The organism is Sporichthyaceae bacterium (assembly GCA_036493475.1).
Lineage (GTDB): Bacteria > Actinomycetota > Actinomycetes > Sporichthyales > Sporichthyaceae > DASQPJ01.
Window position 1 is genome coordinate 1 of record DASXPS010000211.1, and the last position, 15,631, is coordinate 15,631.

Here is a 15,631-nt window from a genome sequence, read left to right on the forward strand (position 1 = left end):
GGCGTTGATCTTCAGCCGGATCATGCCGCAGGTGGCCGAGCTGCAACGGGGTCTGCTGCAGCTGGCCCAGGCATCCGGAGCCTACGAGGACATCCTGGGCGTGATCACCAAGTGCGAGGCCGCCGCGGAACCGGCCCCAGCGCTCCACCGGCTGCCTCGACAGGCACGCCGCGGCTCGATCCGCCTGGATGCGGTCGTCGTCAGCTACACCCCGGACCGACCGGTGCTGCAAGGCGTCGATTTGGACATCCCGTCCGGGCAAACCACCGCCCTGGTAGGCCCGTCGGGTGCCGGCAAGACCACGGTGACCGACGTCGTCCTGGGGTTGCTGCGCCCGGAACGCGGACGCGTGCTGGTCGACGGCGTACCGCTGAGCGACCACGACCTCGCCGGGTGGCGCTCGCGGGTCGCCGTGGTGCCGCAGGACCCGTACCTGTTCACCGAGACGATCGCGGCGAATCTGCGTTGGGCTTCCCCGCAGGCCACCGACAAGGACCTGTGGGTCGCCCTGCGCGAAGCCGCGGCCGACGCCTTCGTGGCCGCGCTGCCCGCCGGGCTCGACACCATGGTCGGCGATCGCGGGATCCGGCTGTCCGGCGGTGAACGTCAGCGCATCGCGCTGGCCCGCGCATTGCTGCGCCGCCCGACCCTGATCGTGCTCGACGAACCCACCAGCGCGCTGGACACCCAGACCGAACAGCTGGTCCGGGCCACCCTGGCCCGACTGCACGGCCGGCACACCGTGCTGATCGTCGCCCACCGCCTGTCCACCGCACGCGACGCAGACCAGATCGTCGTGCTCGACGCCGGCCGCGTTGTCGAATCCGGCCCATGGACCGCCCTCGCCAGCGACGGCGAGAGCCGGCTGGCCTGCCTGATCCGGGCGGGCACGTTGGACGCCCCCGCACGGGCCCCGGCCCACCCCGCAGGAGAGGTGCCGTCCGGACCGCCTCGCAGCTAGCCGCGACCTCGCAGCAGCGAGGCACGGAACGGGCGCAGTTCGCCAATGCAAAGGCCCTGCGCGACAACCGGGTCGGCGTTCATGATCGCGGTCGCCGCGGCCTCGTCATCGGCCTCGAACACGCATATACCTGTATTGGTCTCGCCCAGGGTGGGGCCGGCCAGAATCAGGCTGCCGTCGGCCAGTAGCCGCTGCAGGTGCTCGAAGTGCGCGCCGAAGACGAGGCGCTCGTCCTCGGTCATGGTCGCGGCGAAGTCGTGGCGCGGCGGATGCAGAAAGTAGATCCACTCCGCCATGACGGTACGTCAGAGAGTGTGCAAGGACTGCGGGTGTCGGGCGTGCTCCCCCAGCACCTGCAGGCCCTGGGCGATCCCGCCCGCCAAATTCCCCGCGGCGAACGCCGAGGTCATGCTCATCGAGGCCAGCGCACACGCCCGATCGTCCACCCAGCGCCGCGCCCGGCCACCGGTGATGATCTCCAAATGCCGCGCCGCCGGGTCCACGAAGATCAGCACAGAATCCGCCGCCTCCGCACCGAGCTCGCCGTGCAGACGTTTGGCATACGGCCGCGGCGGACCCTCCGCGGCGCCGACGTACACCGAGAAGCGCAAACCACTGGCCCGCTCCGCACGCTGGATGGCCCGCACGATGTCCTCGCGCTGGCGCGGGGAGAACGCGTCACCAGCGAGCACTGGAGCCACCGCCCTCGCCGGTCTCGACCTCCGCGTCCGGGGCCACGATCGTCCCGGTGATGGCCTCCTGCTCGGCCGCCGGCGCGGCCGCGACCGCGGGCGTGTGCCCGTAGCCGCCCGACTCGACCTCGGCCTCCGCACCGGGCGCGCCGTACCACTCCGGGGTCGCCTGCCAGTCCAGGCCCGGCCGGTAGCGCGGACCCTTGGCCAGCGACGGCAGCATGACCAGCAGCGCGATCAGCGCCATCAAGCCGATCGGTATGACGCCGAACACCAGGATGGCCTTGAGTGTGGAGATCTGCTTGCCGGGATCGTCCCCGTCGTCGCGGTACAACGCGAACGCCGGCGCCGCGGTGAGCGTGGACCAGACCAAAGCAGCGGCGAGCACAGCAGCGGTGCGGCGACGATTCACGCCGCACAGGCTAGCGAACCCGCCGGTCAGGCCCGGGCGTCGGCCTGGGCATTGCGGAACAGGCCGGTGAGGCGGGCCACCGACGCCGAGGACTTGATGTCCTCCAGCAGCACCGGCGTCCCATTCCCGTCCAACAGCGGGTACTGCCAGTTCGGGTACTCCCGATAGGTCCCCGGCTGGTTGTGGGTACGCCGGTCCCCCACCGCGTCGCCCAACGTCAACCCGCGCAACAGGCACGGAGTGGCGGCCAGGGCCTGGTGCAGCGCCAACACGGTGGCGTCCATCGAACCCGCGTCACCGACCTCACCACCCCGGTCGATACCCAACTCGTCCAGCAGCGCGCGCCACCCGGCCAGCTCGGCGTGCAGGGCCGCCCATTCCTGCTCCACCGGGTTGCTCAGCAACCCGAGCCGGTTGCGCAGTGCGACGTGTTCCCCGGTCAGGTAACCGCGGGTGGGCGGCAGGTCATGAGTGGTCACCGTGCCCAGGCACAGCTCGCGCCACTGCTCCGGGCGCAGCGGCCCGTGCGCGTCCCGCTCGAACCACAGGATGGACGTGCCGAGCATGCCGCGGTCGTCCAGGTACTCGCGCACCCACGGCTCGACGGTGCCCAGGTCCTCACCGATCACCACGGCGTCGGCCCGGTGCGCCTCCAGCGCCAGGATGCCCACCATCGCCTCGTGGTCGTAGCGCACATAGGTGCCTTCCGACGGGGTGCACCCGTCGGGCACCCACCACAGCCGGAACAGCCCCATCACGTGGTCCACCCGCAGGCCGCCGGCGTGGCGCAGTGCCGAGCGGATCATGTCCCGGTAGGGCGCGTAGCCGCGTTCGGCCAGCTGCCGTGGCTTCCACGGCGGCTGGCTCCAGTCCTGCCCCTGTTGGGTGAACGCGTCCGGCGGGGCACCGACCGAGGCGCCGATGGCCAGCACGTCCTGCAGCGCCCAGGAGTCCGCGCCGCCGGGATGCACCCCGACGGCCAGGTCATGGATGACGCCCAGCGGCATGCCCGCGGCCCGGGCCGAGGCGGCCACGTCGGCCGATTGCTCGTCGATCAGCCACTGCAACCAGGCGTGGAACTCCACCCGGTGGGCCAACCGTTCGCGTTCCGCGGCGACCGCCGGGGTGGCCGGGTTGCGCAGTTCCTCCGGCCAGATCATCCACTCCGCGCCGTGCACCTCGACCAGCGCGCACCAGGTGGCGAAGTCCAGCAACCCGACGCCCTCGCGCGCCAGGTAGGCCCCGAAGGCGGACTGCCGGGCCGGGCTGCGGCCGGTGGCGTGGATCAGCTCCAGGGCCTCTTTCTTGGCCGCCCACACCAGATCGCGGTCGATCAGGTCGTCCGGCCCGCCGCAACCCTGCAGCGGCTCGGCCAGCTTGCCGAGCCGGGCCCGGTCGGTGGCGGACAGCTGCGCACACTCCGGGATCGACGCCACCGACAGGTAGAGCGGGTTGATGAAGCGTCGGGTCATCGGCAGGTACGGCGAGGGTTCGATCGGTGGCACCGGCGCGGCCGCGTGCAACGGGTTCACCAGCACGAAACCCGCGTCCAGCTCAGCACCGGACCAGGTGATCAATTCGGCCAGGTCGGACAGGTCACCGAAGCCCCACGAGGCGCGGCTGCGCAACTGGTAGAGCTGGATCATCCAGCCCCAGGTCTGACGATCCCTCAGCTCGGTCGGGAACTCGACCCGCGGTGGCACCACCACCAGCACCGCTTCGGCGTGCCGGCCGTCGCTCGCCGCGTGCACGGTGTGCCAGCCCAGCGGCAGGTCGGCGGGCAGCTCGAAGGTGGCCTCGCCGATCATGGCGCCGTCCAGCTCGCAGGGGTCCACCCAGCGGTCCAGCTGGCGCACCTCGCGCCGGGTGCCGTCCTCCAGTTCCACATGCACCAGCGCGGGGTCACCGTGCGGCACGTGCACCCAGAATGTGGTCGGTGCGCCGTCGTCGACGCGGCGCACCAGGCAGGGCGGCAGCATGCGGCGCCACCGGTCCTCGTCCAGCCGGGCGAGTTCGGCGCCCGCCGTCGACGGTGTGGCGGCGTCCACCCCGAGCGCGTTCAGCACCGCGATGACCGTGGATTCGGGGACGTCGACGTATTCCCCCCGCCAGTCCCAGTACTCCGTGGCCACTCCGTACGCGGTCGCCAGGGCGACCAGGTTCGCGGACAGTTCACTCATGCGCGGATCCTCGGCAGCGACGGCACCGGACGATTCTGACTACCCCGCCTGCCGGAGAATGCAACGGGGTTAGGCCGACGCCTCGTCCGGGAACGCCTCGCGGCCGTGTCCGGACAGGTAGGGCAGCCAGCGCGGGTCGTGCCGGCCGGTGCCCAGGATCCGCCAGACCGCCCCCGACGGCGCCCGCGGCGCCGGCCGCACCCCCCAGCCCAGCTCGGCGACGTGCCGATCGCTCTTGATGTGGTTGCACCGCCTGCAGGCGGCGACCACGTTCTCCCATACGTGTTGCCCACCGCGGCTGCGCGGCACCACGTGGTCGACGCTGGTGGCCACCCCGCCGCAGTACACGCAGCGGCCGCCGTCGCGGGCGAAGATGGCGCGGCGGGTGAGCGGGATGCCGGCCCGGTAGGGCACCCGCACGAAGCGGTTCAGCCGGACCACGGCGGGTAACGCCAACGACACCGAGGCGCTGTGCAGCACGGCGCCGGAGTTCTCCACGGCGATCGCTTTGTCGTTCAGGATGAGAACCAGCGCGCGTCTAGCCGGCACGACGCACAGTGGCTCGTACGTCGCGTTCAGGACCAACGCGTGGCCCACCGCGCCTCCTTACGGCACACCCGGCGCGTGGCGCGCCGGGTGCGTCCAGCACCAGTGTCGGTGACGGGGGCCACTTTCGACCAGAACATTCGCCTACCGACTCCCGGGCCGCCCGCTCGATAGGTTGAGCAGCCATGCGACCCACCTACCCCGCCGCCGCCCGTCAGGACATCGTCGAGGACCTGCATGGGCACTGGATCGCGGACCCGTACCGCTGGCTGGAGGACCCGGGCAGCGAGGCGACCAAGGCGTGGTCGGCGGCCCAGGATGAGCTGTTGGCCGCGCACCGGGAGGCCTGGCCGGGGCGGGACGCGCTGCGCACCCGACTCACCTCGCTGTTCGGCGCCGGGATGATCGACGCCCCGGTCTGGCGCGGGCAGCGGCGCTTCTTCATGCGCCGCTCGGCCGAGCAGGAGCACGCGGTGCTGCTCACCGTCGACCCGGATGGCACCGAACGGACGCTGCTCGACCCGATGGCCATCGACGCCTCCGGGCGGACCACGTTGGACGCCTGGCAGCCGTCCAAGGACGGCACTCTGCTCGCCTACCAGCTCTCCGAGGGCGGCACCGAGGAGTCGGTGCTGCGGGTGATCGACGTCGCCACCGGCGCGCTGCTGGACGGCCCCATCGACCGGGCCCGGTACTCCCCGGTGGCCTGGCTGCCCGGCAACGCCGCGTATTACTACGTGCGGCGGCTGCCGCCGGGGGCGATCCCGGAGGAGGAGCAGCAGTATCACCGGCGGATCTACCTGCACCGGGTGGGCAGCGACCCGGCCTCCGACGTGCTGATTTTCGGCGAGGGCCTGGACATGACCAACTACTACGGGGTCTCGGTGAGCCGGGACGGCCGTTGGTTGGCGATCACCGCGAATCCCGGCACCGCCCCGCACAACGACCTGTGGCTGGCCGACCTGACCAGCAGCCCGCTGGAGGCCCCGGACCTCACGGTGGTCCAGCAGGACGTGGACGCCTCCACCGGGGTGGAGATCGGCCGGGACGGTCGGTTGTACGTGTTCACCGATCTGGCGGCCCCGCGGGGGCGGTTGTGCGTGGCCACCCCGCAGCAGGCAACCGCCGAGCACTGGACGGACCTCATCGCGCAGGACCCGGAGGCAGTGCTCGACGGGTACGCGATCCTCGACGGGCCGGAGATGTCCGACGCCCCGGTGCTGGTGTGCGCCTGGACCCGGCACGCGGTCAGCGAGTTGACCCTGCACGACCTGCGCACCGGCGAACGCACCGGAAGGGTGGACCTGCCCGGACTGGGCAGCCTCGGCGGGATGACCGCGCGCCCGGAGGGCGGGCACGAGTGCTGGTTCGGCTACACCGACCACACCACGCCGTCGTGCGTGTACCACTTCGACGCACGCGACCGCAGCACCTCGCTGTACGCGCTGCCGCCGGGCACCGTGCAGGTGCCCGAAGTGAGGACCCGTCATATCGCTTACCGGTCCAAGGACGGCACCACGGTGCGGATGTTCTTGATGCACCGGGCCGACGCCGACGCCACCGTCGCGCGGCCGACCATCCTCTACGGCTACGGCGGGTTCGGCATCTCGCTGGGTCCGGCCTTCTCCCCCGGCATCCTGGCCTGGGTGGAGGCCGGTGGGGTGTATGCGGTGGCCAACCTGCGCGGCGGCGGCGAGGAGGGCGAGGACTGGCACCGCGCCGGGATGCTCGGCCACAAGCAGAACGTGTTCGACGATCTGCACGGCGCCGCGGAATGGCTGATCGGGCAGGGCTGGACCACCCCGGACCGGTTGGCGATCGCGGGTGGGTCGAACGGCGGACTGTTGGTCGGGGCGGGCATGACGCAGCGCCCGGAGCTGTACTCGGCGGTGCTGTGCTCGGCGCCGTTGCTGGACATGGTCCGCTACGAGCAGTTCGGCTTGGGCGCGAGTTGGAGCTCGGAATACGGCACCGCCGAGGACCCGGAGCAGCTCGGCTGGTTGCTCGGCTACTCCCCCTACCACCGGGTGCGCGAGGCCGTCGCGTACCCGGCGCTGTTGCTCACCATCTTCGATGGGGACACCCGGGTGGACACCATGCATGCACGCAAGTTCGCTGCCGCCCTGCAGCACGCCACCACCGCCGAGGCGCCGATCCTGCTGCGGTTGGAGGTCGATGTCGGGCACGGCGCCCGGGCCCTGTCCCGCAGCATCGAGGTCGGCGTGGACTCCATGAGCTTCGCCGCGGCGCACACCGGCGGGTTGGCCTTCGGGCCGACGGGTGAGCGCGAGCGATGATCGGTTGGGCGCTGGCCGGGCTGGACCCGACTCCCACACCGACGCCCGGCGCTCCGGCGGTCGTGGTCACCAACGACGTGCCCTGCTACCGCCAGGCTGCCGACTCGCTGTGCAAGCAGATCCACCAGTGGACGCACAGCGAATGGTTGGCCTCCTCCAGCAGTTGGTTGATCGCCAAACCGGCGCGCATCCTGGTGATCTTCCTGGTCGCCGCGGTGCTCAACAAGCTGGTGGCCCGGGCCATCCGCCGACTGACCGCCCGGGCCGGGGGTGGCACCGTCACCGGCAGGATCACCCGCGGCAAGCTGCCGGGGGGCAGCCCCGGCGAGCGGCGTCGGGCCCGCTCGGCGACGTTGGGTTCGGTGCTGGAGAGCGTCGCCGCAGGCGTCATTTACTCCATCGCCGTGCTGATGTCGATGTCCGAGCTGACCTTCAACATCGGGCCGCTGATCGCCAGCGCGGGTATCATCGGGGTCGCGGTTGGGTTCGGCGCACAGACATTGGTGAAGGACTTCCTGTCCGGGATCTTCATGATCCTGGAGGATCAGTTCGGAGTCGGCGACACCGTCGATCTGAGCATGGTCGACGTGGAGGACACCATCGGCGTGGTCGAGTCCGTGGGCCTGCGAACCACCAAGGTACGGGCCCCGGACGGCGTGATCTGGCATGTACGCAACGGTGAGATCCTGCGGGTGGGCAACCGCAGTCAGGGCGCGCGTGAGGCTGCAGCGGCACGAGAAGCGGGAAGCAGTACTGAATGAGCTTTGAGGCAATCCCCTCCGACTTCTACGAGAAGGTCGGCGGCGACGAGTTCTTCACCCAACTCGTGCACCGCTTCTATGTGGGTGTGGCCGATGATCCGGAGCTACGGGCGCTGTATCCCGAGGAGAACCTGATCGGCGCGGAAATCCGGCTGCGCCTGTTCCTCATGCAGTACTGGGGCGGGCCGACCACGTACTCGGAGAACCGGGGTCATCCCCGGCTGCGCATGCGGCACGCACCGTTCCAGGTCACCCCGGTCGCCCGTGATCGGTGGCTGGGCCACATGCGCGCGGCGCTGGACTCCCTGGACATCGACCCCGAGCACGAGCAGCGGCTCTGGCACTACTTCGAGTTGGCCGCGCACAGCATGGTGAACACGCCCGACTGACCCGCACTCACCTCAGGCGTCCGCCCATCCGTGAGCTATAGCTCACGGGTAAGCGGACGCCTCGCTATTTCAGGTTGCCACCGTGCGCGTCACTTGCGCTTCTTCAACAGCTCCTTGGCCCTGGTCTGCAGGTTGACCATGAGCTTCATGCCCTTCTCCTGCCTGCTGCCGACCGCCGGCATCAGGCCGAGCGCGCGGCCGAGCTCCATGCCATCGAAGTAGGCGTCGTTGCGGACGATCAGGCCGTCCTTCACGGTCAGCTGGTCCAGACCGGTGACCTCGCCGCGGGCGCCGGTGGGCAGGAAGCCGTCGAAATCGCCCGGCCCGGTGAACCCGGCGAAGGCGCGCCAGTGCACGACGACCCGGTTCTCCTGCGCGGTGGTCTCGATGACCTCGAGTTTCCATTCCCCCATCGCGCCGAACAGCGGGGAGAAGAAGGCGACGATGCCGGCCGGCACCGGAAGGTTGCGGTTGCCCGGCGCGGCCTCCACGCCGCCGCTGGGCACCCAGCACTTGACGGCACGGTCCAGATCCCGGTCGTTCAGCGCCGAGAAGTACTCCAGGACGATCGCGGTGTTCTTTTTCAGCTCGGCTGCAGTCATGGGTCAATTCTGGCGGTGACGGTGAACTCCGACAACGCCTCCCGTTCCGCGTCGGTGAGCCGACGTAGCCGGTCGGCGGCGAAGTCGAACGCGGCCAGCGTGGTGGTCCCGGTGCAGTACGGGTCCGCCGGGTCGTCGCCGAGTTCGCACTCCACGGTGAGACTGGCCGCGCGCGCCGCGCTGATCCAGGTGTGCGCGACCAACGGCTGGGTGCTGGCCAGCATCGGGCGCAGGAAGCGAACCCGGATCTTGGCCACCACCAGCGCGCCGAGCAGGCTCTGCGCCGCGGTGCCGCGCAGCCGGCTGCGGAACATGTCTACCCGGGCCTCCTGCAGGTAGGCGGTCCAGGCGATGTTGTTGATGTGCGCCATGGAATCCATGTCGCCCCACCGGAGGAGGATCTCGCTGCGGTGTTTCATCGGCGCGCCGTCGGGTCCATCCGGTACCGCTCCAGGATCTCCCGCTCGTGCGCCCGCAGTGGTCGCGGTCGGGTGCTCTCCCGGTTGATGCAGACCATTCGGGCGACGCCCACCAGGTACTCGTGTTGGTCGTCGACCAATGCGTGGGTGAGATGGAACGAGCTGTTGCCCAGGTGCGTGGTCCAGGAGTGCACATACACCGGCTTCGGCCGCAGCAGCAGGGGGCGCTTGTAGGTCGCCTCCAACTCGGCGATCACGAAACTGTCGGTGGGCTCGGCGTCCGGGCCGGTCGGCGGTGGCTGCCCGGCCACCGCCGGGACGTGGCCGAACAGCTCCAGGCGTGCCTGTTCCAGGTAGCGCAGGAACACCGTGTTGTTCACGTGCTTATAGGCGTCGATGTCGATCCACCGGACCTGACATGTCGTCACATGTGGGTCGACCACATCAGTCCCGGGTGAGCCGACGATAGGTGGCCCGGTGCGGGCGCAGCGCCTCCGGGCCGAGGCGCTCGGCCTTGTTCTTCTCGTAGGCCTCGAAGTTGCCCTCGAACCAGAACCACTGGGAATCGCCCTCGTAGGCCAGGATGTGGGTGGCCACCCGGTCCAGGAACCAGCGGTCGTGGGAGACGACCACCGCGCAGCCGGGGAACTCCAGCAGCGCATCCTCCAACGAGGACAGGGTTTCCACGTCCAGGTCGTTGGTCGGCTCGTCGAGCAGGATCAAGTTGCCGCCGATCTTCAGGGTCAGCGCCAGGTTCAACCGGTTGCGCTCGCCACCGGAGAGCACCTTCGTCGGCTTTTGCTGGTCCGGGCCCTTGAAGCCGAACGCGGAGACGTAGGCCCGGCTGGGCATCTCCACCTGGCCGACCTTGATGTGGTCCAGCCCGTCGGAGACGACCTCCCACAACGTCTTGGTCGGGTCCAGGTTGCTGCGCCCCTGGTCCACATAGGAGATCTTGACGGTCTGGCCGATCTTGATCGTGCCGGAGTCCGCCGGCTCCTCCCCCAGCAGCATCTTGAACAGCGTGGTCTTGCCTGCACCGTTGGGGCCGATGATGCCGACGATGCCGTTGCGCGGCAGGGAGAAGGACAGCTTGTCGATGAGCAGCCGGTCGCCGAAGCCCTTGGACAGCTTGTCGGTCTCGACGACCACGTCGCCCAGGCGCGGTCCCGGCGGGATCTGGATCTCCTCGAAGTCCAGCTTGCGCATCTTGTCGGCCTCGGCGGCCATCTCCTCATAGCGCTCGAGGCGGGCCTTGCTCTTGGTCTGACGCGCCTTGGGGCTGGAGCGCACCCACTCCAGTTCCTGTTCCAGGCGCTTCTTGCGCTTGGCGTCCTTTTGCCCTTCGACCTTGAGCCGGGTGGCCTTGGCCTCCAGGTAAGTGGAGTAGTTGCCCTCGTAGGGGTAGGCCCGGCCGCGGTCCAGCTCGAGGATCCACTGCGCGACGTTGTCCAGGAAGTACCGGTCGTGGGTCACCGCGACCACGGTGCCGGGGTATTTCTCCAGGTGCTGTTCCAGCCACACCACGGACTCCGCGTCCAGATGGTTGGTGGGCTCGTCGAGCAGCAACAGGTCGGGAGCCTGCAGCAGCAGCTTGCACAGCGCCACCCGACGCCGTTCCCCACCGGAGAGCACGGATACGTCGGCGTCGGGCGGCGGGCAGCGCAGCGCGTCCATCGCCATCTCGATCTGCGAATCGAGGTCCCAGGCGTTGCGGTGGTCCAGCTGCTCCTGCAGCGTGCCCATCTCCGCCAACAACTCGTCGCTGTAGTCGGTGGCCATCTTCTCGCTGATCTCGTTGAAGCGGTCGAGCAGCGCCTTGGTCTCCGCAACGCCCTCCTCGACATTGCCGAGCGCCGACTTGGCCTCGTTCAGTGGCGGTTCCTGCAACAGGATGCCCACGCTGTAGCCCGGGGAGAGCAACGCGTCGCCGTTGGACGGCTGCTGCAGGCCGGCCATGATCTGCAGCACGGTCGACTTACCGGCCCCGTTCGGCCCGACCACACCGATCTTCGCGCCCGGGTAGAAGGCCAGCGTCACGTCGTCGAGGATTACCTTGTCACCGTGCGCCTTGCGCGCCTTGCGCATCGTGTAAATAAATTCCGCCACGGGTTAACCCTATGCGGCGGCGGTGTCCTCCTGTTCCGGAGCCTCGTCCGGCACCGGCGCGAACTCGGCGTCGGTGAACTCCGTCGTCGCTACCGCGGGCTTGCCCGCCCGCCGGAACGACGATGTGCCGAAACGCAGGTCGTGGCCCACGTGGTCGGCGGTGATCTCCGCGGACTTGCCACTGCTGTTCTCCGTGGCCCACTCCCGCATCATCAGGCGGCCGTGCACCAGCACCGGCTCCCCCTTGGCCAGGCTGCCCGCGACGTGATCGGCCACCTTCTTCCAGCACGTCACGTCGTAGTAGCTGACCTCCCCGTCGACCCAGGCCCCGTCGCGGAACGAACTGGGCTTGGTGGCCACCCGGAATTTGGCCAGGGACCCGCCCGCGGTCTGCAGGTGTCGTGGCTGATCGACGATGTTGCCGAACACCGTCACGTAGGTGTCGTTCATGAACGCCTCCCCAGTGGTTTCCCGCGGCCACCGGGAGCGGTGACCGCGGTGTGAGCCTGCTGGATCCCGGCGCTCGGCGGGGGCGAATGGGGCCCCTGTGGACAACGCCCTCGCCGGCGGCACCGGGCACGCGGCACAATCACAGAAACGCTTACGTCACGGGCGCCCGTAGCTCAGTGGATAGAGCAACTGCCTTCTAAGCAGTTGGTCGCTGGTTCGAGTCCAGCCGGGCGCGCTCCGCAGCACCGCCGACCGCAGGTGATGGTCGATCAGATCATCACGCGAACCGGGCTTGCGGGCGTCCGTATCCTCCGGTTATGGGTAGGCACAGCGCCCCGAGCGCACCCGTGGGTGCGCTGACGCTCGAGCGCCCACCCACCGGGTCGACCCGCCGACCTCGCCACGCCGCACCGGTGCCCGCCGCGCTCATCGGGGTACCGGCGGCGCACGGCAACCTGGCGCTGAACCTGGACCAGGTCGCGGTACCGGTGCCCGCCCCGGCCCGGCCACCGACGCTCACCCTGGTCCCCCCGACGGACCGGCCGCGAGCGACCGGGCCGGCCCACCACGGCGCGCCCGCCCCACTGGCGCTGCGCATCCTGGCGGACGTCGTGGGCTGGGCCGGGTTCGCGGTGGCTGTGGTGTGGGTGGTCATCGTGTCGAGCGGGCACGGCGTGGCCAGTGCCTCGGCCTGGGCCGGATCGTTGTTCGGGCTGGTCGCGGCGGCTGCCGCGCTGCTGGTCCTGACCAGTCGTCCGGCCCGTCAGGGCAACCGACCCGCCGCTGAGCACCGCGTCACAGCGGCCGATCAGGAGCATTTCCGCGGCGGGCCCTGCACAGGCCGGGTGGTCCGTGATCGCACTAGGGTCTAAGCCATGAACGACCGGCTGGTATGGATCGACTGCGAGATGACCGGGCTCGACCTCGGGTCCGACGCGCTCGTGGAGATCGCCGCGCTGGTCACCGACTCCGAGCTGACCGTGCTCGGCGACGGGGTGGACGTGGTGATTCGCCCACCGGACGCCGCCGTCGCCCAGATGGCCGAGGTGGTTCGGCAGATGCACACCCACTCCGGCCTACTCACCGAACTGGCCGGCGGCACCACGCTGCCGGAGGCCGAAGCGATCGTGCTGGACTACATCAGGGCCTGGGTGCCGGATGCCGGCAAGGTGCCGCTGGCGGGCAACTCGGTGGCCACCGACAGGGGTTTCCTGGCCCGGGACATGCCAGACCTGGACCGGCACCTGCACTACCGGATCGTGGACGTGTCCAGCGTCAAGGAACTGGCCCGGCGCTGGTACCCCAAGATCTACTACAACGCCCCGGCCAAGACCGGGAACCACCGGGCGCTGGCCGACATCCGGGAGAGCATCCAGGAGCTCCGTTATTACCGGGAAGCCCTGTTCGTCCCGCAGCCCGGCCCGGACACCGCCACCGCTCGCTCCATCGCCGCCCACACCGTGGCCGCCGACACTCCGTCGGAGTGACAAAGGTGGCGATCACCGTGCGCGGCAGCCGCTAGAATCCCGGCGGGGCCGTTGCGGCGGTTCTGTTGGTGGGTGTAGCTCAGTTGGTAGAGCACCGGGTTGTGGTCCCGGTTGTCGCGGGTTCGATTCCCGTCACTCACCCCAGGTCAGGGTCGGTGTGACGCCGGCCGATGACGGATTGGCTGATCGCTTGTCGGAACCAGTGTGGGAAGAACAGGCCCACTACCGCAATGAAGGCCAGCAGCTTCGACGCCACGTTGAATCCGATCGCGGCGGGGGTGGCCGGATAGGCGAAGCCGACCAGGGCCCAGCCCGCGAACACGGCAAGCATCACAGCGCACGTCAGCGCGAACGCACGGGAGATGCCGGCCGCGGGCGCCAACACCAGCAGCGAGATCGTCGTGATCTCGACGAGAAAAAGTGGAACGAAGAACACCGCCCGGTAGAGCGCCGGATTCGGGGGCACCGGCGGGTAAGTGCGTGTCATCACGATCAGGTCGAAGGGCAGCTCGAAGACCATCGGGGCGACCACCGCGCCGATGAAGCCATTGGCGAGCCGGTCGCGTGTCGATCCGCCGGTGCCGGCCACGATCACGATGGCGATTAGAAGGGCAGACACGATCGTCACCGGTTCAATAGGGCTGTCGGGCGCGGACATGCGCGGGTAGTCGCGCTCTTCCTGGCCCGCGTAGATGCTGAGGCCTACGAGGAACGCGACCAGCGCGCTCACCCACATCCCAATAAGAACCCCGGTCCCAATAGCTCCCGGCCGGTCAACCCGCCACGGATGTCGGATCCGCGACCCCCCGAGCGCTACGAGGCAGGCGACGAGCAACAAGACAATCGACAACGCTGCCCGAGCGCTGCCTGCGTAACTGATCCACGTGCCGTACCGGGCCATCGCCTCGCCATCGACTTCTGTCATCGCCGCGATGACCAGCCAGCATTGCGCACCCTCAACACCGAAGCCCAGTTTCCCCAGTTTTGGCGGGGCCTTCCCCGATGCCCACCGCGGCGAAGTGCACGTTTGTCGGACGGCGCAGGTCAACGGGCTCCCGGGGCAGGTTCGAGTCCCGTCGCTCACCCCACCGACGGCCTGTCAGCCAAAACTGACAGGCCGTCACTTGCGTTATGCGCTACCCGTTCGGGCCAACCGCCCGGCCACTACCCGTTCGGGCCAACAGCACCGGCCCGGCACTGTCGATGACCAATACATGAGCATTTCCGTCCCGACCGCGGTCCCGTTCCGAGCCGAGACGGCCCTGGTGACGGCCATGCTCGCGAACCACATTCCACTCACCCTGCTGCCCGATCTTGCCTGGCCCGCCACCGTCGCCGCCGCCGATTTCACGCCGGTCGGAGCCCCCTGCTAACCTCTCGTCCCACGCGCCGCTAGCTCAACTGGCAGAGCAGCGGACTCTTAATCCGCGGGTTGGGGGTTCAAGTCCCTCGCGGCGCACCCACGAGAACGCGCACCCACGAGAACCGCAGGTCATGCGGCCTGCGGTTCTTCGCTTCACCCGACGGACGCGACCATCGAAACACCGTTGACGGGCGGCGCCTCCCGGGTGCGCAGCAAGGCCAGCGCGGCAGCCGGGAACAGCAGGACGGACAGCAGCCCCGCGCAGCTCAGCGCGGCCGCGGTCACCGGGTCCATCCGGCCGGTGAGCACCCCGATCTGGGTGGCGGTCACGATGAAGGGCAGCGACGTTGCCTGCAGCAGGCCGGCGGCCAGGGCCGCCCGCCGCCCGATCTGCCGGACGAACAGAATCGCCGGTATCCCGCGTACGAACAGCAGGGCGAGCAGGAAAAGCGGGACGCGGGCCAGCGCGCCCGGGTCGTCGAACAACCCCCGCAGATCCAGTCGGATCCCGCTGGCGACAAAGAACACCGGGATCACGAATCCGTAGCCGATCGCGTCCAGCTTCGTGCGCAGTTGCGGATGGGAGGCCGCGTCCTTGTCCAGGACCGCAACAACCGCACCGGCCAGGAACGCCCCGAGGATGCTCTCCAGGCCGAACTTCTCGGCCAGCGCGACGAACGCGATCAGCAGGACCACGGTCGCTCGGACCCGGATCTCTGCGGTGGTGTCCTGCAGGCGCACGAGCAGGTCGCCCAGACGCATCGAGCGGCCCGCCACCGACAGGGCCACCGCGGTGGCGGCCACCAGCGCGGCGAAGCCGCCGAGCAGCACGCTGCGCTCGCCCGGTGATCCGGCCGACCCGGAGAACAGGAGCGCCAGCAGGATGATCGCGCCGAAGTCCGCCACCGAGGCGGCCGCGATCGTGAGCTGACCGGTGGGCGCGGTCGCCTGGCCGGCGTCCTT

19 protein-coding genes and 3 tRNA genes are annotated in these 15,631 nt (G+C 69.7%); 10 read left to right on the forward strand and 12 right to left on the reverse strand.

Going from position 1 to position 15,631, the window contains the following annotated elements; translation table 11 throughout:
* Nucleotides 1–961, forward strand: a 961-nt coding sequence (locus tag VGJ14_20135) for an ABC transporter ATP-binding protein (GenBank protein ID HEY2834738.1), incomplete at its 5' end; no start/stop codon positions are given.
* Here the strand turns inward: VGJ14_20135 and VGJ14_20140 are convergent.
* From VGJ14_20140 to VGJ14_20160, 5 genes are all read right to left on the reverse strand, one after another.
* A complete protein-coding gene (locus VGJ14_20140) occupies nucleotides 958–1,257 on the reverse strand; it encodes a YciI family protein (GenBank protein ID HEY2834739.1) in 300 nt (99 codons plus the stop codon). The genes VGJ14_20135 and VGJ14_20140 overlap by 4 nt on opposite strands.
* Nucleotides 1,258–1,266: 9 nt before the next feature.
* Nucleotides 1,267–1,653: a DUF5130 family protein gene (locus tag VGJ14_20145; GenBank protein HEY2834740.1), complete on the reverse strand. Its 387-nt coding sequence runs from the start codon at nucleotides 1,651–1,653 to the stop codon at nucleotides 1,267–1,269.
* Nucleotides 1,640–2,065 (reverse strand): hypothetical protein, encoded by a 426-nt coding sequence (locus VGJ14_20150; GenBank protein HEY2834741.1) that lies wholly within the window; start codon nucleotides 2,063–2,065, stop codon nucleotides 1,640–1,642. Before VGJ14_20150 ends, VGJ14_20145 begins: the two co-directional genes overlap by 14 nt.
* A 26-nt stretch (nucleotides 2,066–2,091) precedes the next feature.
* Nucleotides 2,092–4,245, reverse strand: a complete 2,154-nt coding sequence (gene malQ / locus VGJ14_20155) for a 4-alpha-glucanotransferase (GenBank protein ID HEY2834742.1) — start codon at nucleotides 4,243–4,245, stop codon at nucleotides 2,092–2,094.
* A 69-nt stretch (nucleotides 4,246–4,314) separates the two neighbouring features.
* Nucleotides 4,315–4,842: an HNH endonuclease gene (locus VGJ14_20160; protein HEY2834743.1), complete on the reverse strand. Its 528-nt coding sequence runs from the start codon at nucleotides 4,840–4,842 to the stop codon at nucleotides 4,315–4,317.
* A 134-nt stretch (nucleotides 4,843–4,976) separates the two neighbouring features.
* On the opposite strand from VGJ14_20160, the gene VGJ14_20165 reads away from it, so the two are divergent.
* Genes VGJ14_20165 through VGJ14_20175 form a run of 3 tightly spaced genes read left to right on the forward strand, consistent with a single transcriptional unit; the run spans nucleotide 4,977 to nucleotide 8,238 of the window.
* Nucleotides 4,977–7,088, forward strand: coding sequence for a prolyl oligopeptidase family serine peptidase (locus VGJ14_20165; protein ID HEY2834744.1), 2,112 nt, complete (start codon nucleotides 4,977–4,979; stop codon nucleotides 7,086–7,088).
* Nucleotides 7,085–7,849, forward strand: coding sequence for a mechanosensitive ion channel domain-containing protein (locus VGJ14_20170; GenBank protein ID HEY2834745.1), 765 nt, complete (start codon nucleotides 7,085–7,087; stop codon nucleotides 7,847–7,849). The genes VGJ14_20165 and VGJ14_20170 overlap by 4 nt, the downstream gene beginning before the upstream one ends.
* A complete protein-coding gene (locus VGJ14_20175; protein ID HEY2834746.1) occupies nucleotides 7,846–8,238 on the forward strand; it encodes a globin in 393 nt (130 codons plus the stop codon). Before VGJ14_20170 ends, VGJ14_20175 begins: the two co-directional genes overlap by 4 nt.
* An 89-nt stretch (nucleotides 8,239–8,327) precedes the next feature.
* On the opposite strand, the gene VGJ14_20180 is transcribed toward VGJ14_20175, so the two are convergent.
* Genes VGJ14_20180 through VGJ14_20200 form a run of 5 tightly spaced genes read right to left on the reverse strand, consistent with a single transcriptional unit; the run spans nucleotide 8,328 to nucleotide 11,818 of the window.
* Entirely contained in the window at nucleotides 8,328–8,840 is a 513-nt protein-coding gene (locus VGJ14_20180; GenBank protein ID HEY2834747.1) for a nuclear transport factor 2 family protein, read from the reverse strand.
* Nucleotides 8,837–9,259: an acyl-CoA thioesterase gene (locus VGJ14_20185; GenBank protein HEY2834748.1), complete on the reverse strand. Its 423-nt coding sequence runs from the start codon at nucleotides 9,257–9,259 to the stop codon at nucleotides 8,837–8,839. The genes VGJ14_20180 and VGJ14_20185 overlap by 4 nt, the downstream gene beginning before the upstream one ends.
* Nucleotides 9,256–9,702, reverse strand: coding sequence for a thioesterase family protein (locus tag VGJ14_20190; GenBank protein HEY2834749.1), 447 nt, complete (start codon nucleotides 9,700–9,702; stop codon nucleotides 9,256–9,258). Before VGJ14_20190 ends, VGJ14_20185 begins: the two co-directional genes overlap by 4 nt.
* Nucleotide 9,703: 1 nt before the next feature.
* Nucleotides 9,704–11,368 (reverse strand): energy-dependent translational throttle protein EttA, encoded by a 1,665-nt coding sequence (ettA, locus tag VGJ14_20195; GenBank protein HEY2834750.1) that lies wholly within the window; start codon nucleotides 11,366–11,368, stop codon nucleotides 9,704–9,706.
* A 9-nt stretch (nucleotides 11,369–11,377) separates the two neighbouring features.
* On the reverse strand, nucleotides 11,378–11,818 hold the full coding sequence (locus VGJ14_20200; protein HEY2834751.1) for a single-stranded DNA-binding protein: 441 nt from the start codon (nucleotides 11,816–11,818) through the stop codon (nucleotides 11,378–11,380).
* Between the two features lie 162 nt (nucleotides 11,819–11,980).
* Here VGJ14_20200 and VGJ14_20205 point away from each other — a divergent pair.
* From VGJ14_20205 to VGJ14_20220, 4 genes are all read left to right on the forward strand, one after another.
* A tRNA-Arg gene (locus VGJ14_20205) sits at nucleotides 11,981–12,053 on the forward strand.
* Between the two features lie 82 nt (nucleotides 12,054–12,135).
* Nucleotides 12,136–12,690: a hypothetical protein gene (locus tag VGJ14_20210; protein ID HEY2834752.1), complete on the forward strand. Its 555-nt coding sequence runs from the start codon at nucleotides 12,136–12,138 to the stop codon at nucleotides 12,688–12,690.
* 3 nt (nucleotides 12,691–12,693) lie between these two features.
* A complete protein-coding gene (gene orn / locus VGJ14_20215) occupies nucleotides 12,694–13,305 on the forward strand; it encodes an oligoribonuclease (GenBank protein ID HEY2834753.1) in 612 nt (203 codons plus the stop codon).
* Between the two features lie 68 nt (nucleotides 13,306–13,373).
* Nucleotides 13,374–13,449: transfer RNA gene (locus tag VGJ14_20220), tRNA-His, on the forward strand.
* Here the strand turns inward: VGJ14_20220 and VGJ14_20225 are convergent.
* Entirely contained in the window at nucleotides 13,442–14,035 is a 594-nt protein-coding gene (locus tag VGJ14_20225; GenBank protein HEY2834754.1) for a hypothetical protein, read from the reverse strand. The genes VGJ14_20220 and VGJ14_20225 overlap by 8 nt on opposite strands.
* 484 nt (nucleotides 14,036–14,519) lie before the next feature.
* Here VGJ14_20225 and VGJ14_20230 point away from each other — a divergent pair, with 484 nt between their 5' ends.
* Together VGJ14_20230 and VGJ14_20235 are read left to right on the forward strand one after the other, a co-directional pair.
* On the forward strand, nucleotides 14,520–14,678 hold the full coding sequence (locus tag VGJ14_20230; protein ID HEY2834755.1) for a hypothetical protein: 159 nt from the start codon (nucleotides 14,520–14,522) through the stop codon (nucleotides 14,676–14,678).
* A gap of 13 nt (nucleotides 14,679–14,691) precedes the next feature.
* Nucleotides 14,692–14,764 (forward strand) — tRNA-Lys (locus VGJ14_20235).
* Nucleotides 14,765–14,821: 57 nt separating this feature from the next.
* On the opposite strand, the gene VGJ14_20240 is transcribed toward VGJ14_20235, so the two are convergent.
* A partial coding sequence (locus VGJ14_20240; GenBank protein ID HEY2834756.1) for a cation:proton antiporter occupies nucleotides 14,822–15,631 on the reverse strand: 810 nt, incomplete at its 5' end.

Coding starts and splice junctions, on each gene's coding strand:
- orn (HEY2834753.1), top strand. CDS start 12,694: ATGAACGACCGGCTGGTATGGATCGACTGCGAGATGACCGGGCTCGAC.
- VGJ14_20175 (HEY2834746.1), top strand. CDS start 7,846: ATGAGCTTTGAGGCAATCCCCTCCGACTTCTACGAGAAGGTCGGCGGC.
- malQ (HEY2834742.1), bottom strand. CDS start 4,245: ATGAGTGAACTGTCCGCGAACCTGGTCGCCCTGGCGACCGCGTACGGA.
- VGJ14_20170 (HEY2834745.1), top strand. CDS start 7,085: ATGATCGGTTGGGCGCTGGCCGGGCTGGACCCGACTCCCACACCGACG.
- VGJ14_20140 (HEY2834739.1), bottom strand. CDS start 1,257: ATGGCGGAGTGGATCTACTTTCTGCATCCGCCGCGCCACGACTTCGCC.
- VGJ14_20200 (HEY2834751.1), bottom strand. CDS start 11,818: ATGAACGACACCTACGTGACGGTGTTCGGCAACATCGTCGATCAGCCA.
- VGJ14_20185 (HEY2834748.1), bottom strand. CDS start 9,259: ATGAAACACCGCAGCGAGATCCTCCTCCGGTGGGGCGACATGGATTCC.
- VGJ14_20165 (HEY2834744.1), top strand. CDS start 4,977: ATGCGACCCACCTACCCCGCCGCCGCCCGTCAGGACATCGTCGAGGAC.
- VGJ14_20230 (HEY2834755.1), top strand. CDS start 14,520: ATGAGCATTTCCGTCCCGACCGCGGTCCCGTTCCGAGCCGAGACGGCC.
- VGJ14_20210 (HEY2834752.1), top strand. CDS start 12,136: ATGGGTAGGCACAGCGCCCCGAGCGCACCCGTGGGTGCGCTGACGCTC.
- VGJ14_20180 (HEY2834747.1), bottom strand. CDS start 8,840: ATGACTGCAGCCGAGCTGAAAAAGAACACCGCGATCGTCCTGGAGTAC.